General features: G+C 67.9%; 22 protein-coding genes. 15 read left to right on the top strand and 7 right to left on the bottom strand.

Annotated elements, in window-relative coordinates; translation table 11 throughout:
• Nucleotides 1-166: 166 nt before the first annotated feature.
• A complete protein-coding gene (gene dksA / locus ACFWZU_RS11985; protein WP_439701786.1) occupies nt 167-1,228 on the top strand; it encodes an RNA polymerase-binding protein DksA in 1,062 nt (353 codons plus the stop codon).
• 444 nt (nt 1,229-1,672) lie between these two features.
• On the opposite strand, the gene ACFWZU_RS11980 is transcribed toward dksA, so the two are convergent.
• A complete protein-coding gene (locus ACFWZU_RS11980) occupies nt 1,673-2,101 on the bottom strand; it encodes a SufE family protein (protein WP_439701738.1) in 429 nt (142 codons plus the stop codon).
• A gap of 55 nt (nt 2,102-2,156) precedes the next feature.
• Entirely contained in the window at nt 2,157-3,524 is a 1,368-nt protein-coding gene (gene cysS, locus ACFWZU_RS11975; RefSeq protein WP_439701737.1) for a cysteine--tRNA ligase, read from the bottom strand.
• Between the two features lie 261 nt (nt 3,525-3,785).
• On the opposite strand from cysS, the gene ACFWZU_RS11970 reads away from it, so the two are divergent.
• The 8 genes from ACFWZU_RS11970 (at nt 3,786) to argH (ending at nt 13,235) form a co-directional block, all read left to right on the top strand.
• Nucleotides 3,786-4,322, top strand: coding sequence for a glycine zipper 2TM domain-containing protein (locus ACFWZU_RS11970; RefSeq protein ID WP_439701736.1), 537 nt, complete (start codon nt 3,786-3,788; stop codon nt 4,320-4,322).
• A 416-nt stretch (nt 4,323-4,738) separates the two neighbouring features.
• Nucleotides 4,739-5,764: an N-acetylornithine carbamoyltransferase gene (locus tag ACFWZU_RS11965; RefSeq protein WP_439701735.1), complete on the top strand. Its 1,026-nt coding sequence runs from the start codon at nt 4,739-4,741 to the stop codon at nt 5,762-5,764.
• Nucleotides 5,765-5,812: 48 nt separating this feature from the next.
• Nucleotides 5,813-7,060, top strand: coding sequence for an argininosuccinate synthase (locus ACFWZU_RS11960; RefSeq protein ID WP_439701734.1), 1,248 nt, complete (start codon nt 5,813-5,815; stop codon nt 7,058-7,060).
• Nucleotides 7,061-7,118: 58 nt separating this feature from the next.
• On the top strand, nt 7,119-8,234 hold the full coding sequence (locus ACFWZU_RS11955) for an acetylornithine deacetylase (RefSeq protein ID WP_439701733.1): 1,116 nt from the start codon (nt 7,119-7,121) through the stop codon (nt 8,232-8,234).
• 37 nt (nt 8,235-8,271) lie between these two features.
• Nucleotides 8,272-9,564 (top strand): acetylglutamate kinase, encoded by a 1,293-nt coding sequence (locus ACFWZU_RS11950; protein ID WP_439701785.1) that lies wholly within the window; start codon nt 8,272-8,274, stop codon nt 9,562-9,564.
• A gap of 11 nt (nt 9,565-9,575) precedes the next feature.
• Complete coding sequence (gene argC / locus ACFWZU_RS11945; RefSeq protein ID WP_439701732.1) at nt 9,576-10,541, top strand: N-acetyl-gamma-glutamyl-phosphate reductase; 966 nt, start codon at nt 9,576-9,578, stop codon at nt 10,539-10,541.
• Nucleotides 10,542-10,590: 49 nt separating this feature from the next.
• Complete coding sequence (gene proS, locus ACFWZU_RS11940; RefSeq protein WP_439701731.1) at nt 10,591-11,943, top strand: proline--tRNA ligase; 1,353 nt, start codon at nt 10,591-10,593, stop codon at nt 11,941-11,943.
• Complete coding sequence (gene argH / locus ACFWZU_RS11935; RefSeq protein WP_439701730.1) at nt 11,940-13,235, top strand: argininosuccinate lyase; 1,296 nt, start codon at nt 11,940-11,942, stop codon at nt 13,233-13,235. The genes proS and argH overlap by 4 nt, the downstream gene beginning before the upstream one ends.
• A gap of 238 nt (nt 13,236-13,473) precedes the next feature.
• On the opposite strand, the gene ACFWZU_RS11930 is transcribed toward argH, so the two are convergent.
• The 5 genes from ACFWZU_RS11930 to ACFWZU_RS11910 all read right to left on the bottom strand — a co-directional run bounded on the left by ACFWZU_RS11930 (nt 13,474) and on the right by ACFWZU_RS11910 (nt 17,532).
• Nucleotides 13,474-13,974, bottom strand: a complete 501-nt coding sequence (locus ACFWZU_RS11930) for a pyridoxamine 5'-phosphate oxidase family protein (protein ID WP_439701729.1) — start codon at nt 13,972-13,974, stop codon at nt 13,474-13,476.
• Between the two features lie 113 nt (nt 13,975-14,087).
• Nucleotides 14,088-14,705 (bottom strand): class I SAM-dependent methyltransferase, encoded by a 618-nt coding sequence (locus ACFWZU_RS11925; protein ID WP_439701728.1) that lies wholly within the window; start codon nt 14,703-14,705, stop codon nt 14,088-14,090.
• Between the two features lies 1 nt (nt 14,706).
• The gene (gene kynU, locus ACFWZU_RS11920; RefSeq protein WP_439701727.1) at nt 14,707-15,981 is read right to left on the bottom strand and encodes a kynureninase; all 1,275 of its coding nucleotides are present in this window, start codon (nt 15,979-15,981) and stop codon (nt 14,707-14,709) included.
• 10 nt (nt 15,982-15,991) lie between these two features.
• Nucleotides 15,992-16,504, bottom strand: coding sequence for a hypothetical protein (locus ACFWZU_RS11915; RefSeq protein WP_439701726.1), 513 nt, complete (start codon nt 16,502-16,504; stop codon nt 15,992-15,994).
• Nucleotides 16,501-17,532, bottom strand: a complete 1,032-nt coding sequence (locus ACFWZU_RS11910) for an amidohydrolase family protein (RefSeq protein ID WP_439701725.1) — start codon at nt 17,530-17,532, stop codon at nt 16,501-16,503. The genes ACFWZU_RS11915 and ACFWZU_RS11910 overlap by 4 nt, the downstream gene beginning before the upstream one ends.
• Before the next feature lie 171 nt (nt 17,533-17,703).
• Here ACFWZU_RS11910 and ACFWZU_RS11905 point away from each other — a divergent pair, with 171 nt between their 5' ends.
• The 6 genes from ACFWZU_RS11905 (at nt 17,704) to tssE (ending at nt 22,603) form a co-directional block, all read left to right on the top strand.
• Nucleotides 17,704-18,264 (top strand): ECF-type sigma factor, encoded by a 561-nt coding sequence (locus tag ACFWZU_RS11905; RefSeq protein ID WP_439701724.1) that lies wholly within the window; start codon nt 17,704-17,706, stop codon nt 18,262-18,264.
• Between the two features lie 314 nt (nt 18,265-18,578).
• Nucleotides 18,579-19,085, top strand: coding sequence for a type VI secretion system contractile sheath small subunit (gene tssB, locus ACFWZU_RS11900; RefSeq protein ID WP_325165265.1), 507 nt, complete (start codon nt 18,579-18,581; stop codon nt 19,083-19,085).
• Between the two features lie 4 nt (nt 19,086-19,089).
• Complete coding sequence (gene tssC, locus ACFWZU_RS11895; protein WP_439701723.1) at nt 19,090-20,583, top strand: type VI secretion system contractile sheath large subunit; 1,494 nt, start codon at nt 19,090-19,092, stop codon at nt 20,581-20,583.
• 159 nt (nt 20,584-20,742) lie between these two features.
• Nucleotides 20,743-21,246: an Hcp family type VI secretion system effector gene (locus ACFWZU_RS11890; protein WP_439701722.1), complete on the top strand. Its 504-nt coding sequence runs from the start codon at nt 20,743-20,745 to the stop codon at nt 21,244-21,246.
• A gap of 53 nt (nt 21,247-21,299) precedes the next feature.
• Nucleotides 21,300-22,100: a type VI secretion system accessory protein TagJ gene (locus tag ACFWZU_RS11885; protein WP_439701721.1), complete on the top strand. Its 801-nt coding sequence runs from the start codon at nt 21,300-21,302 to the stop codon at nt 22,098-22,100.
• Nucleotides 22,100-22,603 carry a type VI secretion system baseplate subunit TssE gene (tssE, locus tag ACFWZU_RS11880; RefSeq protein ID WP_439701720.1) on the top strand — a complete coding sequence of 168 codons (504 nt, stop codon included), beginning with the start codon at nt 22,100-22,102 and terminating at the stop codon, nt 22,601-22,603. Before ACFWZU_RS11885 ends, tssE begins: the two co-directional genes overlap by 1 nt.
• The last annotated feature ends 3 nt before the right edge of the window (nt 22,604-22,606 follow it).

Here is a 22,606-nt window from a genome sequence, read left to right as displayed (position 1 = left end):
GAAAGGGAAGGCTGCGGGCAAGGCGAAAGAAGCCAAGACGAGCAAGCCCAAAGTCGCTGCTGCCAGTGCCCGGGCCGGCAAGAGCGCTACCGCCAAAAAGGCTGCGCCAGCCCGCAAGCCGGCCGCCAAGCCGGCGTCGGCGAAAAAGCCCGTTGCGCGCAAGCCGGTGGCCGGCAAGGCCGCTGCGAAGCCCGTGGCCAAGTCTGCTACCAAGTCCGCCAGCAAGACCGTGGCAAAGAAGGCTCCGGCCAGGAAGGCACCTGCCGCCAAGGCACCTGCCAGCAAGCAGGCTGCGCGCAAGCCGGCCCCTGCGGTGAAGAAGGCCCCGGCCGCCACCAAGGCCAGGCCGCAGCCGAAGGGCGCGACCACGAAGGTTGCCAGGCCGCAACCGAAAGCCGCGTCGAAGAAAACGGCAAAACCGGCAGCCAAGGCGGCTCCGAAGAAGACCGCACCCGCCAGGCCGGTGGCCAAGCCTGCCAAGAAGGCCGCCAGCCCCAAGCCTACCGGCACTGCCGCGCCCAAGCCGTACAAGATCGTCAGCAAGCCGGAAGCCAAACCCGCCAAGCCCGCGGCCGTCCGGCCCGCGTCGCCGGCAGTCGCGGCCAAGCAAACATCTCCATCACCCGCCGTTGCGCCCATGAAGGGCAAAGTGGCGAGTGCCGTCGCCATGGTGACCCCACGCGTGGCCACGGCCACCGCGCGCCATACCCCACTCAAGAAACAGAAGACCCCGCAGTCCTCAATGAATAATTCCGCTACAACTCTCGACAATGGCGTGACCCGCGAGGATGGCCGTTACGCCCTGCCTTCCACCATCAATATCGACCTGCCGAAGGGTTACCGTCCCTCGAACGACGAGGAGTACATGAACCCCAGGCACCTCGCCTACTTCCGCAACAAGCTGCGGGACTGGCGCGACCAGCTCGTCGAGGAATCGCGCCAGACGATGGAGAACCTGCGTGACGAGGTGCGCGACGTCGGCGACGAGGCCGAGCGTGCGACCCGCGAAACGGAGAACTCGCTCGAGCTGCGCACCCGCGACCGTTACCGCAAGCTGATCTCCAAGATCGACAAGGCGCTGCGCCGGATCGAGGAGGGCCGTTACGGTTACTGCGAGGAAACCGACGAGGAGATCGGCCTGGAGCGCCTGGACGCCCGCCCGATCGCCACGCTGTCGCTCGACGCGCAGGAACGTCGCGAGCATCTGCAGAAGCAGATGGGCGACTGAGGTCGGCGCTCCGATCGAAACGAAGCCCCGCGTCCTGCGGGGCTTCGTGTTTCAGGAGGGCAGAATCCCGTGCAGGAGCGCACCTGTGCGCGCCAGCCATGCGTCGTCGCGGTCGCGCACAGGTGCGCTCCTGCAGAAATCTTGGCCCGCCACTCACCTCGACGTCGGAATAAGAAAACCCTGCGGCTTCTCTCGGCAAGGAGGTCCCGTGTAGGAGCGCACCCGTGCGCGACCGCCATGCGCCGCGGTCGCGCACAGGTGCGCTCCTACAGCAAACCCCGGCCCGGCACTCACCTCGACGTGCGGAATCCCGATGTGTCCATCGGTCTGGAAGAGAAGCCCTGCGGCTTCTCTCGGGCAAGGAGGCCCCATGCAGGAGCGCACCCGTGCTGCCATGCGCCGCGGTCGCGCACCGGGTGCGCTACTCCTACAGAGATCGTCGTATCAGGCCAGCGCCTGCGCCGCGTAACCCTTGAGTTTGGCCAGCATGGCGGTCAGACCATTGGAACGGGTCGGCGAGAGGTGCTTCGCCAGCCCGATCGACTGCACGAACGCTGGCTCCGTCGCGACGATCTCGGCCGCGGGACGATCGGAATACACGCGCAGGACCAGGGCAATGAGCCCGGAGACGATCGCCGAGTCGCTGGTCGCCACGAAGTGCATCTTGGCCGCGTCGCCGCTGGGCACCAGCCACACCATCGACTGGCAGCCGTGCACGCGGTGCTCCTCGGTCTTGCACTCCTCGGGGAAGGGCGGCAACTGCTTGCCCAGGTCGATCAGGTATTGGTAGCGCTCGGACCAGTCGCCGAAGAAGGCGAACTCTTCGGCGATGTCCTGCTGCGCCTGTTCGGCGCTCGGGGTAGTGGTGTTCATGCGTCCATTATCGCGCGGGCGGCGTAGGGTGGGCTGAAGCCCACCCTACGCAGGTTCAACTCTTCTGGATGCTCCAGCGCGTGCCTTGCGCGCCGTCTTCGATCACTACGCCCATGGACGACAGCTCGTTGCGGATGGCGTCGGCGCGAGCGAAGTCGCGGGCCGCGCGGGCAGCGTGGCGCTCCTCCAGCAAGGCTTCGACGCGGGCTGCATCCACGACATCGTCGCCGGGCTTGAACCATGCCTCCGGCTCCTGCTGGAGCAGACCGAGCAGCGCGCCACCGCCGAGCAGCGCAGCCTTGGCGTCGGCATTGCCGTTCTGCCGCGCCGCGTCGGCGAGCAGGGCCAGTTCGGCCAGCGCCTGCGGGGTGTTGAGGTCATCGCATAGCGCCGCTTCCACCCGTACGGGTACCGGCAGCTCGCCCTCGACGCGCAGGTCGGCCAGGTCGCGCAGCACGCGGTACCAGCCGTCCAGCGTGCTCACTGCCTGCGTGAGCGCGGCGTCGGACCAGTCCAGCGGCTGCCGGTAATGGCCGCGCAGCAGCAACAGGCGCAGCGCCTCGGGCGGGTGACGCTTGAGCAGTTCGTGCACCAGCAGCACGTTGCCCAGCGACTTGGACATCTTGCGCCCGTCGAAGGTGAGCATGCCGTTGTGCAGCCACCAGCGCGCGAACACCTCGCCGCCATGGGCGCAGGTGGACTGGGCGATCTCGTTCTCGTGGTGCGGGAAGGTCAGATCCACGCCACCGGCATGGATGTCGATCGTCGTGCCCAGGTGCGCCGCGCTCATCGCGGAGCATTCGATGTGCCAGCCCGGGCGGCCGCGGCCCCAGGGGCTGTCCCAGCCCGGCAGTTCAGGCGTGGAGGGCTTCCACAGCACGAAATCGGTCGGGTTCTTCTTGTACGGCGCCACCTCGACACGCGCGCCGGCGATAAGTTCGTCGGTATCGCGGCCGGAGAGCTGGCCGTAGGCGGCGTAGGTCCCGACGTCGAACAGCACGTGTCCCTCCGCCGCGTAGGCGTGGCCGTTGGCGATCAGCGCTTCGATCATCGCGATGATCTGGCCGATATGCGCCGTGGCGTGCGGCTCGATGTCCGGCGGCGCGATGCCCAGCGCCGCCATGTCCTCGCGGTAGGCGGCCGTGAAGCGGTCGGTGATCGTGCCGATCGGCGTGCCCTGGGCCAGCGCCGCGGCGTTGATCTTGTCGTCCACGTCGGTGATGTTGCGGGCGTAGACCACGTGCGGGTAATGCCGGCGAAGCAGCCGCACCAGCACGTCGAACACCACCGGGCCGCGCGCATTGCCGATGTGCACGTAGTTGTAGACCGTCGGCCCGCACAGATACATGGTCACCCGCTGCGGATCGAGCGGCACGAAGGTGTCGGTGCGGCGGGTGAGGCTGTTGTAGAGGGTGATCGGCATCGGACGTGTCGGTGGCGCGGCCAAGCCGCGCATCTTAGCAGGCCACCTCATGCCCCCTCTCCCAGCCCGGGAGAGGAGTGGGGTGACGGGCCGGGGCTCGCGGGAGAAATGGGAAGCGCGGGTTCTCCCCAGGAAGCCGACAGACGCTGAACGGACTCAACCCCGTCGGTCATCCCCCAGGAGCTCTAAGCGTTGATTCAGCGTGAATTTGTTGCAATGACAATCGCGCAGAAGCGCTTTTCGGACCATGCTGGAGGTCCCATGAACAAGATGTTGCTCCCTGTCCTCGCGCTCGTCCTCGCCACCGGCGCCGTGCAGGCGCAGGACGGTCGTTACGCCGAAGGCGACGATGCCAACACGCACTACGGCTGGGCCGACGTGTTGAGGGTCGATCCGGTGTACGGCGTCGCCCGCACCGAAGTACCGCGGCAGGAGTGCTACGACGAGCCGGTCGTGCGTCGCGAGGGCGGCGGCAATACCACCGCCGGGACCGTGCTGGGCGCGGTGATCGGCGGCGTGCTCGGCAACACCGTCGGCAAGGGCGATGGCCGCAAGGCGGCCACGGTCGCCGGCGCGGTGGCCGGCGGCGCGGTCGGCCACGGCGTGGCCGGTCGGGGCGGGCGAGAGTACGACGACACGGTCACCCGCTGCCGTCAGGTCAGCTCGGTCAGCGAGCAGCGCCGTCTGATGGGCTACGACGTCGAATACCGCTACCACGGCGACGTTTACGTCTCGCGCCTGAATTACGACCCGGGCGAGCGCCTGAGGGTGCGCGTCAGCGTGGCGCCTGCCGAATAACGGGCGCAGCTCTCGCAAACCGCCGCCTTCAGGGCGGCGGTTTTATTTTGGACGTCCGTTCGTATGGACGTCCAGAAAAAGTTGTTGCGCCGCCACAGGAATGCCGGCATGATGCCGGCTCCCTACCCGGAAGTCCCATGTCCGCAGCCGTCTACACCGCTACCGTGCTCACCAGTGCCCGCATGGCCGCTGGCATGACCTCGCGTGCGCGCCGACCGCTGGTCCGACATTCGGCCGGGTAGGCTGTCGCTGCACGCGCATCAAGCGCAACGACGAACAAACCCGGCCACCGCGCCGGGTTTTTTGTTGCATGGAACTCGTCGCGGTCCACCCAGACCCAGTACTTGTGCGCAGGTCGATCTGCGCAGAAGCAAAAGCGGCCATCCGTGGCCGCACTCCTCAAAGGAGCTTCCAGCATGGCCCTTCGACACTTCCTCACCACCCAGGATTACAGCCGCGCAGAGATCGACGCCCTGCTGGAGCAGGCTGCCGCATTCAAGCGTTCGCCGCGCGGCCAACAGCTGGCCGGCAAGTCCATCGCGTTGCTGTTCTTCAATCCCTCGATGCGTACGCGCACGAGCTTCGAGCTGGGTGCATTCCACCTCGGCGGCCACGCGATCGTGCTCTCGCCCGGCAAGGACGCGTGGCCGATCGAATTCGAAGCCGGCACCGTGATGGACGGTGAAGCGGAAGAACACATCGCCGAGGTGGCGCGGGTGCTCAGCCGTTACGTCGACCTGATCGCCGTGCGCGCCTTCCCCAAGTTCCAGGACTGGGCGGTCGACCGCGACGACCGCGTCATCAAGGCTTTTGCCCGCTATGCCACCGTGCCGGTGATCAACATGGAAACGATCACCCATCCCTGCCAGGAGCTCGCACACGCGCTGGCACTGAAGGAACACCTGGGCGATCTGCAGAACAGGAAGTACGTCCTCACCTGGACCTACCATCCCAAGCCGCTGAACACGGCCGTCGCCAACTCGGCGCTGCTGATCGCCACCAAGCTCGGCATGGACGTGACCCTGTTGTGCCCGACGCCCGAATACGTGCTGGACGAGCGCTACATGGAGGCCGGCCGGCAGAACGCTGCCAGCAGCGGCGGCTCGCTGAAAGTCAGCCACGACATCGAGGAGGCCTACAGCGGCGCCCACGTGGTCTACGCCAAGAGCTGGGGCGCACTGCCGTACTTCGGCCGCTGGGAGCAGGAAAAGCCGATCCGCGAGGCGCACCGGCACTTCATGGTGGACGAGGCCAAGATGGCGCTCACCGACCATGGCCTGTTCAGCCATTGCCTGCCATTGCGCCGCAACGTCAAGGCGACCGATGCGGTCATGGTCGCCCCGTATTGCATCGCCATCGACGAAGCGGAAAACCGCCTGCACGTGCAGAAGGCCGTGATGGCCTCGCTGCTTGAGCAGCAGGGAATCGGGAATAGGAAATAGGGAATCGTTCCAGAGCTGTCCACCCATCTTCAATTCACGAGTGCCACCATGTCCAACGCTTCTACGATTCCCGATTCCCGATTCCCGATTGACGGCTCCAAGGACATCGTCCTCGCCTTCTCCGGCGGCCTCGACACCAGCTTCTGCGTGCCCTACCTCAAGGAACAGGGGTGGAACGTGCACACCGTGTTCGCCGACACCGGCGGCGTGGACGCCGAGGAGCGCGCCTTCATCGAACACCGCGCACACGAGCTGGGCGTAACCAGCCACCGCACCGTCGACGGCGGCCCCGCCATCTGGAACGGTTTCGTCAAACCGTTCGTCTGGGCGGGCGAGGGTTACCAGGGCCAGTACCCGCTGCTGGTGTCCGATCGCTACCTGATCGTGGAAGCGGCGCTCGCGCGTTGTGCCGAACTGGGTACCAACGCCATCGCGCACGGCTGCACCGGCATGGGCAACGACCAGGTGCGCTTCGATCTGGCCGTGAAGGCGCTGGGCGACTACCGCATCGTGGCGCCGATCCGGGAAATCCAGAAGCAGCACACGCAGACGCGCGCCTACGAGCAGAAGTACCTGGAAGAGCGCGGCTTCGGCGTGCGCGCCAAGCAGCAGGCGTACACCATCAACGAGAACCTGCTCGGCGTGACCATGTCCGGCGGCGAGATCGACAAGTGGCAGGCGCCCGGCGAGGGAGCGCGCGGCTGGTGCAAGCCGCGCGCTCAATGGCCGTCCGAACCGCTGGCGGTGAAGCTCGGCTTCGAGCGCGGCGAGGCGGTGAGCCTCGACGGCGAGCGCCTGCCGGGGCATCAACTACTGGCCAAGCTCAATGCGCTGTTCGCGCGCTATGGCGTGGGCCGCGGCATGTACACCGGCGACACCACCATCGGGCTCAAGGGACGGATCGTGTTCGAAGCGCCGGGCTTGATCGCGCTGCTGACCGCGCACCGCGCGCTGGAGGAGGCGGTGCTTTCCAAGCAGCAGAACCGCTTCAAGCCCGAGGTGGCGCGCAAGTGGGTCGAGGTGGTCTACGAAGGCTTCTTCCACGATCCGCTGAAGACCGACCTGGAAGCCTTCCTGGCCTCGAGCCAGGCGACCGTCGACGGCGTCGTGTCGCTGCAGACCCACGGCGGGACGGTCGAGGCGGTGGCGGTGGAGTCGCCGAACATCCTCAACGCCAAGGGCGCCACCTACGCGCAGTCGGCCGACTGGGGCGTGGAGGAGGCCGAGGGCTTCATCAAGCTGTTCGGCATGAGCTCGACGCTGTGGGCGGAAGTGAACCGGAGCGCGAAGGGATGAGCAACACGCTCGCCACCCCTTCGCTCGGGGAAAGCGTTGGCCCTTGCGGGAGCACGGCATGAGCGCGTTGCTGGATGCCACGCTGGACCACCTGCGCGCGCTGGTCGCCTTCGACACGCGCAACCCGCCGCGGGCCATCGGCACGGGCGGGATCTTCGACTACCTGCGTTCGCAGTTGCCCGACTTCGGGGTGACGTTGACCGATCACGGCGGCGGCGCCGTGACCCTGCATGCCGTGCGCGGCCAGCCCCGGCTGCTGTTCAACGTCCACCTGGACACCGTGCCGGACTCGCCGGCGTGGAGCGCCGATCCGCACGGGCTCCGCATCGAGGGTGATCGCGCGATCGGCCTGGGCGCCTGCGACATCAAGGGGGCGGCCGCGGCGCTGCTGGCGGTGGCAAAGGCCACCGACGGTCCGCTGGCGCTGCTGTTTTCCACCGACGAGGAAGCCAACGATGCGCGCTGCGTCGCCGGCTTCCTGCGCGCTTTCCCCGCGTTCCCGGCAAGCCCTTACGAAGCCGTGATCGTGGCCGAGCCCACGCGCGGCGAGGCGGTGCTGGCACACCGCGGCATCCAGTCGGTACTGATGCGCTTCGCAGGCCTGGCCGGCCATGCGTCGGGCGAGCAGAAGCCGACCGACAGCGCGCTGCACCAGGCGGTGCGCTGGGGTGCGGCGGCACTCGATTTCGTCGCTGCACAGTCGCACGAACGCTTCGGTGGACTGACCGGACTGCGCTTCAACATCGGCCGCTTGGAAGGCGGCATCAAGGCCAACATGGTCGCACCGGCTGCCGAGGTGCGCTTCGGCTTCCGCCCGCTGCCGACCATGGAGCCCGACCGCTTGCTCGAAGGTTTCCGCAGCCTGGGCGATGCCGCACCGGCGCACTTCGAGGAAACCTTCCGTGGCAACTCGTTGCCCGCTGGCGACACCGCGAGCGCTGAAGCAAGGCGCCTGGCAGCGCGCGACCTGGCGGACGAGCTGGAGATCCCCGTCGGCAATGCGGTCGACTTCTGGACCGAGGCTGCGCTGTTTTCCGCCGCCGGTTACACGGCGTTCGTCTATGGGCCGGGCGATATCGCGCAGGCGCACAGCGCCGACGAATGGGTTGCCCTGGACCAGCTCCAGCACTACGCAGAAACCCTCTACCGGATCGTCAGCCGTGGAAACGCATAAGCACACCCGCCAAACCATCGTCCGCCTGCTTTCGGCAATGGGCAGCGCGAAGGAAATCCAGCAGTATCTCAAGCGCTTCTCGCAGGTCGACGCCAAGCGCTTCGCGGTAGTGAAAGTCGGCGGCGCCGTGCTGCGCGACGACCTGCCGGCGCTCGCCTCCTCGCTGACGTTCCTGCAACAGGTCGGCTTGACGCCGATCGTGTTGCACGGCGCCGGCCCGCAGCTCGACCAGGAACTGGCCGCGGCCGGCATCGCCAAGCAGACGGTCGGCGGGCTGCGCGTGACCACGCCGCAGGCGATGGGCGTGGTGCGCCGCGTGTTCCAGCAGCAGAACCTGCGCCTGGTCGATGCGCTGCATGCGATGGATACGCGCGCGGTGTCGGTGGCGTCGGGCGTGTTCATGTCCGACTACCTGGACCGCGAGGCATTGGGCATGGTCGGCAGGACCACCGGCATCGAGCTTGCGCCGATCGAGGCCGCGCTGCGGGCCAATGCGATTCCGGTAATCGCGAGCCTGGGCGAGACGACCGAGGGCCAGTTGCTCAACATCAACGCGGACATCGCCGCCAACGAACTGGTGCGCGTGCTGCAGCCCTACAAGATCGTTTTCCTCACCGGCACGGGCGGGCTGCTCGATGCGGATGGCCAGGTGATCGACTCGATCAACCTCTCCACCGAGTACGAGCACCTTATGGCGCAGCCGTGGATCGACGGCGGCATGCGCCTGAAGATCGAACAAATCGCCGACCTGCTGGCCGACCTGCCGCTCACCTCGTCGGTGTCGATCACGCGGCCGGCGGAGCTGGCCAAGGAACTGTTCACCCACAAGGGCTCGGGCACGCTGGTTCGGCGGGGCGAGAAGGTGCTCAGCTTCGATTCGTGGGAGGGCGTGGATCGGGCACGCCTGCGCGTGCTGATCGAGTCGAGCTTCGGCCGCGCGCTGGTGCCGGACTACTTCGAGCGCACCCGGCCGTACCGTATCTACGTAAGCGAGAACTACCGCGCCGCGATGATCCTGACGCAGGAAGAGGGCATGGCCTACCTGGACAAGTTCGCCGTGCTCGACGAAGCGCAGGGCGAGGGCCTCGGGCGTGCCGTGTGGCTGGTGATGCGCGAGGCCAACCCGCGACTGTTCTGGCGCTCGCGCCACGGCAACAACATCAATCCGTTCTACGACGCCGAATGCGACGGTTCGCTCAAGCAGCCGCGCTGGAAGGTGTACTGGTATGGCATCGATGACTTCCGGTTGATCGAGCGCTGCGTGGCCCACTGCGCGCAACGCTTGCCCACGCTGGTCGATGCCGCCCCCCTGACGAACAACGCAGCGTGAGGCTGGAGAAAATGGACAAGAAGACCGTAGGCATCGTCGGCGCGCGCGGCCATACCGGTGCCGAGCTGATCCGCCTCATCGCGCGGCATCCGGCGCTGCAGCTGGCCTATGTCTCCTCGCGCGAACTGGAGGGCCAGCGCGTGGACGCGCACGTGCCCGAGTACGCCGGCGAGCTGCGCTACAGCGCCCCGGCACATGAAGACCTGCCCGCGCTGGGCGCCGACGTGGTGATCCTGGCGTTGCCCAATGGCAAGGCAGGCGCCTGCGTGGAAGCCTTCGACAAGGCCGGCGCCGATCCGCTGATCGTGGACCTGTCGGCGGACTATCGCTTCGACGAGCGCTGGTACTACGGCCTGCCCGAGCTGACGCGCGGCCGCTGGCGTGGCCAGCGGCGCATCAGCAATCCCGGTTGCTACGCCACCGCGATCCAGCTGGCGGTTGCGCCGCTGAAGGACCTGCTCGCCGCGCCGCCGGTGTGCTTCGGCGTGTCGGGCTACTCGGGCGCCGGCACCACACCCTCGGACAAGAACGATCCGGAGAAGCTGCGCGACAACCTGATGCCGTATTCGCTCACCGGCCACATGCACGAGCGTGAGACCTCGGCGCGCCTGGGCGTGCCGGTGGAATTCATGCCGCACGTCGCGCCGCACTTCCGCGGCCTCACCGTCACCTGCAACCTCTACCTCGCACGGGCGATGAAGCGCGAGGACGTGATGGCCCGGTTCAACCATGCCTACCAGGACGAGCCGCTCGTACGCGTGCAGGACGAGGCGCCGTGGGTCAGCCGTATCGCCGGCAAGCACCACGCGGAGATCGGTGGCTTTGCCATGGCCCTCGACGGACGTCGCGTGGTGGTGGTCGCCACGCTGGACAACCTGCTCAAGGGCGCCGCCACGCAGGCCATGCAGAACATCAACCGCGCGCTGGGGCAGGGCGAATTGACGGGCGTTCCGGTGACGCCGGCAGCGCGACCGTGAGGCGGGGCAGCGTCGCCTTTGCCCTCTTGTCCGCTACCGAGACACTGCCATGCGCCTGACCCGCTACCTGCTCCCCACGCTCAAGGAAAACCCCGCCGAGGCGCAGATCGCCTCGCACCGGCTGATGCTACGCGCCGGCCTGATCCGGCAGGAGGCGGCCGGCATCTACGCCTGGCTGCCGCTGGGCCTGCGCGTGCTCAGGAACATCGAGCGCATCGTGCGCGAGGAAATGGACCGTGCCGGCGCGGTCGAGCTGCTGATGCCCACGCTGCAACTGGCCGACCTGTGGCGCGAGAGCGGTCGCTACGAGGCCTACGGCCCGGAAATGCTGCGCATCCGCGACCGCCACGAGCGCGAGCTGGTGTACGGCCCGACCAACGAGGAAATGGTCACCGGGATCTTCCGCAGCTACATCAGCTCCTGGCGCAGCCTGCCGCTCAACCTCTACCAGTTCCAGTGGAAGTTCCGCGACGAGCAACGCCCACGCTTCGGCGTGATGCGCGGGCGCGAGTTCCTGATGAAGGACGCCTATTCGTTCGACCTGGACGAGGCCGCCGCGCGCCGTTCCTACCAGCGCATGTTCGTGGCGTATCTGCGCATGTTCAACCGGATGGGCGTCAAGGCGATCCCCATGCGTGCGGAAACCGGCCCGATCGGCGGCGATCTCTCGCACGAGTTCCTGGTGCTGGCGCAGACCGGCGAGTCGGCGGTGTTCTGCGACCGGGCCGTCCTGGACTTGCCGGTGCCAGGCGCCGACGTCGACTACGGCAGTGACCTGACGCCGCTCGTCGAGGCGTGGACGGCGCCCTACGCCGCCACCGAGGACGTGCATGAGGCGGATCGGTTCGAGCGCGACGTGCCAGTGGAACGGCAAGTGCTCGCACGCGGCATCGAGGTCGGCCAGATCTTCTACTTCGGCACCAGGTACTCGGTGCCGATGACCGCCATGGTGCGCCACGCCGACGGTGTCGAACGGCCGATCCACGGCGGCTGCTACGGCGTGGGTGTGTCGCGGCTGATGGGCGCGATCATCGAGGCCAGCCATGACGAGCAGGGCATCGTCTGGCCGGAGGGTGTGGCGCCGTTCCAGGTCGGCCTGCTGCATCTGAAGCACGGCGATGCCCGCGTCGATGCCGCCTGCGAGTCGCTGTACGCCCGCCTGCGCGCGGCCGGCCTGAGCGTCCTGCTCGACGATACCGACGAGCGGCCGGGCGCCAAGTTTGCGCGCATGGACCTGGTCGGCCTGCCCTGGCAGGTGCTGGTGGGCCCGCGCGGGCTGGATGCGGGCAGCGTCGAGCTGAAACACCGGGCCAGCGGCGGACGCCGCGAGATGGCCCCGGACGACGCGGTCGCGTTCCTGCGCCAAGCCCTTTCCCCCCTCCAACCGGACGACCAGCCATGAGCGACCTCCTGTGGCAGAAGGCCGGCGTCGAAACCGACGCCCGGATCATGCGTTTCCTCGCCGGCAACGACGTGCTGCTGGACCGCGAGTTCTTCCTGTATGACATCACCGCGAGCAAGGCGCACGTGGAGGGCCTCGAACGCATCGGCGTGGTCAGCGCCGCCGAGGCCGCGGCACTCGGACGCGAGCTCGACACGCTGGGGCAGGATTTCCGTTCGGGCGCCTTCGTGCTGGACGAGCGCTACGAGGACGGCCATTCGGCGATCGAGGCGCGCCTCACGGAGCGGCTCGGCGATGCTGGCCGGCGCGTACACACCGGGCGCAGCCGCAATGACCAGATCCTGGTCGCCACGCGCTTGTGGCTGAAGGAAAAGCTGGACGCGCTGGCGCGGCACTGCCGCGCCGTCGCGGAAGTATGCCTCGACCGCGCGGCGCAGCCGGCCCTGCCGCTGCCGGGCTACACGCACCTGCAGCGCGCCGTGGTGTCCTCCACCGCCATGTGGTTCGCCGGTTTCGCCGAGGGTTTCATCGACAACGCCCTGCGCGCCCGCCAGACGCTGGCCTGGATCGATGCCAACCCGCTCGGCACTGCCGCCGGCTACGGCGTGAACCTGCCGCTCGATCGCGCGCACACCACCGCCGCGCTGGGCTTCTCGCGCATGCAGCTCTCGCCGATCTACGCGCAGCTCTCGCGCGGCAAGTTCGAACTGGCCGCGCTGGAAGCCCTGGCCAGCGCGCTGCTGGACCTGCGCCGCCTGGCCTGGGACCTGTCGCTGTTCACCACCGCCGAATTCGGTTTCGTCAGCCTTCCACCGGAATACACCACCGGCAGTTCGATCATGCCGAACAAGCGCAATCCGGACGTGGTGGAACTGCTGCGCGCCAGTTACGCGACCGTGGCCGCGGCGCGCTGCGAGATCGAGCAACTGCTGTCGCTGCCGACCGGCTACCAGCGCGACCTGCAGTTCTCCAAGGGTTCGATCTTCCACGGCATGACCCACGGCCTCGCCGCGCTGGAGCTCGTCCCCGACCTGCTCGCCCGCATGCATTGGAACGAGCCGGCCATGCGCGCGGCGATCGAGCCGGCGATGTTCGCCACCGATGTGGCCATCGAACAGGCGGCGGCCGGCGTGCCGTTCCGCGATGCCTACCGTGCCGCGGCCGCTGCCGCCGCCTCGGCCGGCGAGGGGCGCACGCCCGAGCGCAGCCTGGCCGAACGTGTTTCGCCCGGCGGTGGCGCTGACGTGCGGCTGGAGGAGCTGGCCTCGCGCCTTGCCTCGTTGCCGGGCTGAGCAGGCGTTCAGCCCGCTTGCTGGGCGGTTCACGGCGTCGGGCGGACACTCCGCGCCGTTGCGCGCCGCGGCAGGCCGGGCCTGAAGGTGCTGTTCACCACCGGCTACCCGGCCACCTGCGGCGCAACGCAATGGCGCCACGGAGCCGGATGCCCCGCTGCTGGGCAAGCCCTATACGCTTGCCGAACTCGGGCGCAAGTTGCGCCAGGTGCTGGAAAGCGCCTGACGCGGCGCGCGGTCAACCGTGCAGGTGGCCCTGGTGGCCCAGGTCCCGAGGCTGTTCGCTCCACATGCCGCGCGCGAAATCCAGCGCGCGCTCGACGAAGTTGCCCGACGACTCCCAGTACATCGCGTCGCGCACGCGCACGCGAAGGACGGTGAGATTGGGATCGTCCTTGCCGGAGAAGAACACGTTCTGCGCGGGCGACCAAAGCTCCTCGATCAGCGCCTGGTCCCGATTGATGCGCGCGCGACCGCGCACCGAGACATAGCATTTGTCGTCCTGGTTGGCGTAGGCGAGATTGACGTCCAGGTCGTCGGTGAGCTGGTCGACCTTTGCGCTGTCGGCGGCGGTGAAGAACACCAGTTCGCCGTCGGCAGTGAGCTTGAGCGTCTGCAGCGGACGGCTGACCAGCGACCCGTCCTGGGCCAGCGTGGTCATCATGGCCACTTCGATGTCATCGATCAGTTCGCCGAGCTTGCGCAGGTCCGCATCGTCGTGCGGGGCATCGTTTCTCATGGCGGTCTCCGGGCGGCGGAAAGCCTTACCGTCGCCGATCGGCGATCAAGCCCCGATGAAACGCGACGCGCCGTGACAGCCTGGACCCGGGCACGCGCGGAAAAGGCGATGCATCAGCAGCGTTGCATCAGCGCATAGGCGAACGCCTGGGTGGAGCCGCCGGGCGTGGTGTGCTGCTCCGTGCGTTGGTCGACCAGGCGGAATGCCGGGCCAAGCAGTGTGGCGATGTCGCCCGCGGAGCGCCGTGCGACCGCCAGCCCGCTGCAGCGCTCCGGGCCGTCCGGCGCGAAGCCGCCGATCACGGCATACCCGCCCGGTCGCACGGCGCGTGCCGCCTGTTCGGCATAGCGTGCGGTTTCGGCGGGCGAGGTAAGGAAATGCAGGACCGCGCGGTCGTGCCACAGGTCGAAGGCAGCCGGCCCGAGGTTGGTCTCCAGCAGATCGCCGGCAAGCCAGCGCACGGTCCCGCCATGTGGTCCGAGCCGCTGGCGGGCGACGTCGAGCGCCGCCGGCGACAGATCCAGCACGGTAATGTCGGTCAGGCCCAGGGCCAGCAAATCGTCGGCCAGCGTGGAAGCGCCACCGCCCACGTCCACCAGCCGCGTGGAAGCCTCCAGGCCCGCCTGGCGCAACAGTGCGAGCGAGACGTCAAGGTGCGGGCGATACCAGCTCACCGCCTGGGTCGAGCGGTTGCGGTAGACCTCTTCCCAGTGCGCCTGGTCGCCCGACACGTCAACCGTTGGCCCAGCGACGCACCGCCTCGGCGAAGGCCAGGCAGTCGGCGTGGCGGTTGTAGAGCGGGGCGGGCGAAATGCGGATGACGTCCGGTTCGCGCCAGTCGCCGATGATGCCGTGCGCCATCAGGTACTCGAACAGCGCGCGCCCGCGGGCGCGGCCGCCGAGCACGCGGATCGACAACTGCGCACCGCGGCGTGCGGGGTCGGCAGGCGTGACGATCTCCAGCACGTCGGCCAGCTGCGTGCGGACCAGCCACTCCAGATAACCGGTCAGTCCCAGCGATTTCTCGCGCAGCCGCCCCATGCCCGCGCGCCGGAAAAGCTCCAGCGACACGCGCAGCGGCACCAGTGCCAGGATCGGCGGGTTGGACAACTGCCAGCCATCGGCGCCGGGCGTGGGCACGAACTGCGGGCCCATCTGGAAGCGGGTGGCCTTGTCGTGGCCCCACCAGCCGGCGAAGCGCGGCAATGCCTCGCGTGCGTGGCGTTCGTGCACGAACGCGCCGCCGACCGCGCCGGGGCCGGCGTTGAGATACTTGTAGCTGCACCAGATCGCGAAATCCGCGTCGCTCTCGTGCAGCGCAAGGGGCAGGTTGCCGACCGCGTGAGCCAGGTCGAAGCCGACCTGGCAACCCTGCGCGTGCGCGAGGCGCGCGATGGCCTTCAGGTCGAAGGCTTGGCCGGTGCGGTACTGCACGCCCGGCAGCATCACCAGGGCGGTGCGCGTGCCGTGCTCGGCGAGGGCGCGTTCGAAGGCGGCGTCCGAAATCGTTCCGTTCGGTTCGTCCGCTTCCAGCTCGATCAGCGCGGTGGCGGGGTCGTAGCCGTGGTAGCGGATCTGCGATTCGACCGCATAGCGATCGGTCGGGAACGCGCCCGCCTCGATCAGGATGGCGTGGCGCTCGGGCGTGGGCCGGTAGAAGCTCACCATCATCAGGTGCAGGTTCACGCCCAGCGTGTTCATCGCCACGACTTCGGCGGGCAGCGCGCCGACCACCTGCGCCAGGTCGTCGCGCACGAACTCGTGGTAGTCCATCCAGGGCAGGCGGCCCTTGAAATGGCCTTCCACACCCAGTTCGCCCCAGTAATCGAGCTCCGCCGCGATCGCCTCGCGCACCGCGCGCGGCTGCAGACCGAGCGAATTGCCGCAGAAGTAGTTCGAATCGCGGCCCTCGTGCGGGGGAATCAGGAATTCGTCGCGAAAACCACGCAGCGGATCGGCTTCATCGGCGGCGGCGGCCCACGCGGCGGAGGCCTGGTAGTCGGTCATCCCTTGCTCCTCAACGGGCCAGATCGGCGGCGACCGAATCGCAGCCCTTGTCGAACGCAGCGGCCCAGGCGGCGCCCGCCTCGCTGCGGGCCGGCCGCGCGCAGCGCAGGCGGACCGCGTGATTGTTCCTGAACCAGTAGCGCTCGTCGTAGCGGTAGGCCGTGCCGTGTTCCTGCGCGGTGTAGGCGTGGCTGTTGGGGCCGTCCGGGTTGCCGATCGCCTGGTAGCCGTCCAGAGCCTTGGCCTTGCGGGTGGCGTTGGTCACGTACTGGTCAAAGGCGCCCAGGCCGCCGACCGGCTCCACTTCCACGGTGACCGAGGCGAGGTTGTCGCGGGCGGTGGGCGAGGGATCGGGGACCTGGAACACACGCATTTCCGGCACGCCCTGGGTTTCCATGATCGTGACCCAGTTGTCCGGCGTGCTGAAGGCGACTTCGCCGCCGGCCATGCTGACATCGGTGGCACAGGCGGTGCGGGCCAGCAGCAGGGCGCCGGCCAGGAAAAAGCTGCGGTAGAGGGTCATGAACGCTCCGGGTTGGATGCCTGGTCGAATCGCTGCAAGGGCAGGCCCAGCCACTCCAGTGCGGTGCCGTGGAACAAGCGGGCACAGTCCGCTTCATCGAGGCCAAGGGCTTCGATGCCGCTCCCGGGCTCCTGTTCGCCCAGCGGGAAAGGATAGTCGGTGCCCAGCATGACGCGATCGACGCCGGTCACATCCAGGAGATAACGCAGCGCCCGCTCGTCGTGCACGCAGGAGTCGAAGTACAGGCGCTTCAGGTATTCGCGCGGGTTGCGCGGGTTATCGGTGGCGACCAGGTCCGGCCGCATGCGGAAGCCGTGCTCGATGCGGCCGATCGACCAGGGAAAGCTGCCGCCGCCGTGGGCCAGCATGATGCGCAGCTTCGGCAGCCGTTCCAGCACGCCGCCGAAGGCCAGGCAGCAGCCGGCCCGCGACTGCTCGGCCGGCATGCCGACCAGCCAGGGCATCCAGTACTTGGGCATGGTGTCGGTGCCCATCATGTCCCATGGGTGGACCAGGATCGCCGCGCCCAGGTCGGCAGCCGCCTCGAAGAACGGGAACAGTTCCGGTGCGTCCAGGTTCCAGTCGTTGCAGTGCGAGCCGATCTGCACGCCCTGCAGGCCCAGCTCGTCGATGCAGCGTTCCAGTTCGCGGACGGCCAGCTCCGGTGCCTGCAGCGGCACGGTGCCGATCCCCGCGTAGTGGCGCGGGAAGTCGTGGCACATCTGCGCCATGTGGTCGTTCAGATGGCGGTGCAGCTCCAGCGCCTGGTAGCCCGGCGCCCAATAGGAAAACAGCACCGGCACGGTGGAGATCACCTGCACGTCGACCCCGAAGCGGGCGTAGTCGTCGATGCGGGTCTGCGGATCGAACGCCGAATCCCACACTTCGCGGAAGAATTTCCCGTCCTTGTAGATGCGATGGCGGCCGTCGGTATGGGTCATCACCGGAAAGCGGTCGTTGCCGTATTTGGCGGCGAGGTTCGGCCAGTCGCGGGGCAGGATGTGCGCGTGGGTGTCGATCTTGAGCATGCCGGCGAGTCTAGCAGGGCGGTCACCACGGCCCCGTAGTGCGCAAACCCGCGCCGCTTCCTGTCGTTGGCTGGCCTTTCGCCTATACTTTTCCGGCGGCCGAGTCTGGCCGCGATCCGGGCCGGCGCCAGCCGGTCCGCGGCCAGCCGGGCGGGAAGGGACCACCAAGCCGTGAACACCAGTGTCGACGTGACGCGACTGCTGCATTCGGCGCAGGCGGGCGATACCGCCGCGCTGGAAGAGGCACTGCGCCAGATGTACGCGGCGCTGCACCGCCTGGCCGGCGCGCAACTGCGCCGCAATACCAGCGAGCGCACGTTGAGCGCCACCGCCCTGGTCAACGAGGCCTACCTGAAGGTGTTCGGTGGCGGCAGTCCGCCCCAATGGGAGAGCCGCGGCCATCTCCTGGGCGTGGCCGCGCGGGCCATGCGCGAGGTGCTGGTCGATTCGGCCCGCCGGCGCCAGGCCGCCAAGCGGCCCCAGGATTGCGACCGCATCGAGTTGTCGGAGATCTCCGGCTCGCTCATGCCCGAGGTGGATTACGTCGCCCTGCTCGATGCCCTCGATACGCTCGAACAGATCGACCAGCGCCAGGCGAGCATTGTTTCCATGCGCTTCTTCGTCGGCCTGAGCGCGGAGCAGATCGCCGCCGCGCTGGGCATTTCCGCCACCACCGTGCAACGCGAGTGGCGCCTGGCCCGCGCCTGGCTGCAGCGGGAGCTTCAGGCCTGAAGCCTGCGCCGGGCCCTCGGCCTCCCCCGGGGCGCTGCGGCGGCGTGTTTTCTTTGTGAACGTCAACTGAACGTCCCGTTCATTTCCGTGGCCGATCCGTGAAAGTCCCCACGCACTAGAACAGTGGGAAGGCGTTAGCCCGCCCTTTGCCACGCCCGCCGAACGAGCCCGCGAGCGGAACGACCCCGTTCCGCGGCGCCCGTGTCCGCCGTCGCGCTGCAGGGACGTGCGCGCGCCTGCGCCGCGTGTCGCGGGCGTGCCCTCAAGGCGTCGCGTTCCAACCGGAAGACCTCAAGTCCCAGGAGACAGCCGCAATGGCCAAGCAAAGCAGTCAGAAGTTCATCGCGCGCAACCGCGCGCCGCGGGTGCAGATCGAGTACGACGTCGAGGTCTACGGCGCACAGAAGAAGGTGCAGGTGCCGTTCGTGATGGGCGTGATGTCGGACCTGTCCGGCGCCAACAACGCCGAGCTGCCGCCGATCGAGGATCGCAAGGCGCTGGAGATCGATGTCGACAACTTCGACAGCCGCCTGCAGTCGATGAAGCCGCGCGTGTCCTTCGCGGTACCCAACACGTTGACCGGCGAGGGCAACCTCAGCGTCGACATCACCTTCGAGAGCATGGACGACTTCTCGCCCGCCGCCGTGGCGCGCAAGGTCGCCCCGGTCGCCAAGCTGCTGGAGGCGCGCACCCAGCTGGCCAACCTCAATACCTACATGGACGGCAAGGCCGGCGCGGAGAAGCTGATCGCCCAGGCGATCAACGACCCGGCCCTGCTGCAGTCGCTGGTCTCGGCCGCCAAGCCGAGCGACGGGGAGTAAGCACATGTCCACCGAGACCCTGGCCGAACGCGGCCAAACCGCCGAAACGCTCGAAGCCGGCGACTTCGCCGCGCTGCTGAGCCGCGAATTCAAGCCCAAGAGCGACCGCGCGAAGGAAGAGGTCGAGTCGGCCGTCCGCACGCTGGCCGAGCAGGTACTGAGCCGCTCCGACGTCGTGTCCGATGACGTCGCCCAGACGATCAACGCCTACATCGCCGAGATCGACCGCAAGCTCAGCGAGCAGATCAACCAGATCATGCACCACGCCGATTTCCAGAAGCTGGAAAGCGCCTGGCGCGGCCTGCACTACCTGGTCAACAACACCGAGACCGACCAGCTGTTGAAGATCCGCGTCATGAACATCTCCAAGAAGGAGCTGGGCAAGACGCTCAAGCGCTACAAGGGCACCGCCTGGGACCAGAGCCCGATCTTCAAGAAGATGTACGAGGAAGAGTACGGCCAGCTCGGCGGCGAGCCGTACGGCTGCCTGGTCGGCGACTACTACTTCGACCACAGCCCGCAGGACGTCGAGCTGCTGGGCGGCATCGCCCAGGTGGCAGCCGCCGCGCACGCGCCGTTCCTGGCCGCGGCCAACTCCAGCCTGATGGGCATGGAGAGCTGGAACGAGCTGTCCAACCCGCGCGACCTGGCCAAGATCTTCTCCACGCCCGACTACGCCTCCTGGCGTTCGCTGCGTGAGTCGGACGACGCCAAGTACCTGGGCCTGGCGATGCCGCGCACGCTTTCGCGCCTGCCCTACGGTGCCGCCACCAACCCGGTGGAGGAGTTCGACTTCGAGGAAGACACCGGCGGCGCCGATTCCTCCAAGTACACCTGGCAGAACGCCGCCTACGCGATGGCGGTCAACATCAACCGCTCGTTCAAGGCCTACGGCTGGTGCTCGCGCATCCGCGGCATCGAGTCCGGCGGCGCGGTCGAGGGCCTGCCGGTGCACGCCTTCCCGACCGACGACGGCGGCGTGGACATGAAGTGCCCGACCGAGATCGCCATCACCGACCGCCGTTCGGCGGAGCTGGACAAGATGGGCCTGATGCCGCTGGTGCATCGCAAGAACTCGGACATGGCCGCGTTCATCAGCGCCCAGTCGCTGGCCAAGCCGGAGGAGTACGACGATCCGGACGCCACCGCCAATGCCGCGCTGAGCTGCCGCCTGCCGTACATGTTCGCCTGCTGCCGCTTCGCGCATTACCTCAAGTGCATCGTGCGCGACAAGATCGGCTCCTTCAGCGATCGCGAGCAAATGCAGAACTGGCTGACCAACTGGGTCATGCAGTACGTCGACGGCGATCCGGCCAACTCCAGCGAGGAGACCAAGGCGCGCAAGCCGCTGTCGGCCGCCGAAGTGGTGGTGGAAGAGGTCGAGGGCGCCCCCGGTTACTACACCTCCAAGTTCTTCCTCAAGCCGCACTACCAGCTCGAGGGTCTCACCGTGTCGCTGCGGCTGGTCTCGCGCCTGCCGTCGGCTGCCAAGGCCTGACGCCCCGACGCGGCGGTAGCGGCCCTGCGCCGCCATCGCCGTGTCGCATGCGCCAACCGGCGAAGTTCCACCCGCACCGCAGCAAGACGATCCGAAGGGCAGGGACGCGTCCCGCCGGCGGTATCGAACATCCATCACGAAACGTAGGGAGAAGGTTTCATGGCATTCGACATGCACATCAAGTTCGGCGCCGGCAAGGTCAAGATCGAAGGCGCGTCCAACCACAAGAAGCACAAGGGCGAAGTGCCGATCCTTGCCTGGTCGTGGGGCGTCAGCAACACCGGCGACCTGCACACCGGCGGCGGTTCGGCCAGCGGCGGCAAGGCGCACGTGCAGGACATCTCCATCACCAAGTTTGTCGACGGCTGCTCCAACGCGCTGCTCGACGCCTGCTGCACCGGCGCCCGCGTCGAGCAGGCCTGGATCTACATCACCAACGCGACCGGCGAGCAGACCGACTTCCTCACCATCGAGCTCTCCGAGGGCGTGCTGGTGACCTCCGTCTCCACCGGCGGCAGCGGTGGCGAGGATCGCCTGACCGAGAACGTCACCCTGCACTTCGGCAAGTTCAAGTACTCGTTCCAGCCGCAGGACGACAAGGGTGCCAAGCAGGGCGGCGCCAAGGAATTCACCTACGACATCCAGGGCGTGGCCAAGGCCTGATCCTGATCCTGCAACGCCTCTGAAGGCGTATCCGACATCTCCAGGGCTCGACCATGACACCCGAGAACATGCTGAAGGAAGGTCGCCTGGACGAGGCGTTGCAGGGGCTCACCTCGCAGGTGCGGAACAACCCGGCGGACGCGCGCTGCCGGGTGTTCCTGTTCCAGTTGCTGGCCTTGCTGGGCCAGTGGGAGCGCGCGCAGACGCAACTGAAGGTCAGCGGCGAACTGGACGTGAACAACACCCTCATGGCCGGCGCCTACGCGCAGGCCGTGCGGGGCGAATTGATGCGCGCCGGCGTGCTTGCCGGCGAGCGCATGCCTTCGGTGGTCGGCGAGCCGTCCCAGTGGATGGCGCTGCTGCTGCAGGCACTCAAGCTCGATGCGCAGGGGCAGCACGCCAACGCGGCGCCGCTGCGCGAGGAGGCCTTCGAACTGGCGCCGACCGTGGGCGGCGAGATCGACGGCGAGGCCTTCGAATGGATCGCCGACGCGGACCCGCGCTTCGGTCCCTGCCTGGAAATGGTGGTCAACGGCGGTTACGCCTGGGTGCCCTTCTCCCGCCTGAAGCAGGTGGTGTTCGAGGAGCCCACCGACCTTCGCGACAAGATCTGGGCGCCGGTGCAGGTGACCTGGACCAACGGTGGCCAGGCGGTCGGCTTCGTGCCATGCCGTTACCCGGGCTCGGAGCGTTCGGCCGATCCCGACGTGGTCCTCGCCCGCCGCACCGACTGGGACGAGCGCGCTCCCGGCCTGTTCACCGGCCTGGGCCAGCGCATGCTGGCGACCGATGCCGGCGAGTACCCGCTGCTGGACGTGCGCACCATCGTCCTGCATCACGATGCGGCCGCCTGATGGCCGAGCTGACCACCCAGGAGCGCCTGCAGCCCTCGCTGCTGGACCGGCTGACCGACGAGGAACCGGGGAAAGCCGAGGAGAGCCGCGAGAAGCGAGTGATTTCCGCCACGCGCCTGCGCGACTGCGTGGCCCGCGACATCTCCTGGCTGCTCAATTGCGTGAACCTCGGTAGCGGCGTGGAACTCGACGACTACCCGGAAGTGGCCCGCTCGGTGGTCAACTTCGGCATCCCCGATCTGACCGGCATGGCGCTTTCGGGCGTGGATCCCGGCGTGCTGCAGCGGCAGTTGCGCGAGGCGCTGATCGCGTTCGAGCCGCGCCTGACGGGCAGCACGCTGCGCGTGGTCGTCAACGCCGACACGAAGCGCATGGACCAGCAGTCGCTGGTCTTCAACATCGAATCGGAGATGTGGGCCCAGCCGATCCCGCTGAACCTGTATCTGAAGACCGAAGTCGACCTGGAGACGGGCCGCTTCAGTGTTTCCGAAAGCCTGGGCTGACCG

Source organism: Frateuria sp. GZRR33 (assembly GCF_051900425.1).
Taxonomy (GTDB): domain Bacteria; phylum Pseudomonadota; class Gammaproteobacteria; order Xanthomonadales; family Rhodanobacteraceae; genus Frateuria_A.
Note: the sequence above shows the minus strand (reverse complement) of the source record. Positions and strands in the feature narration are given on the sequence as shown.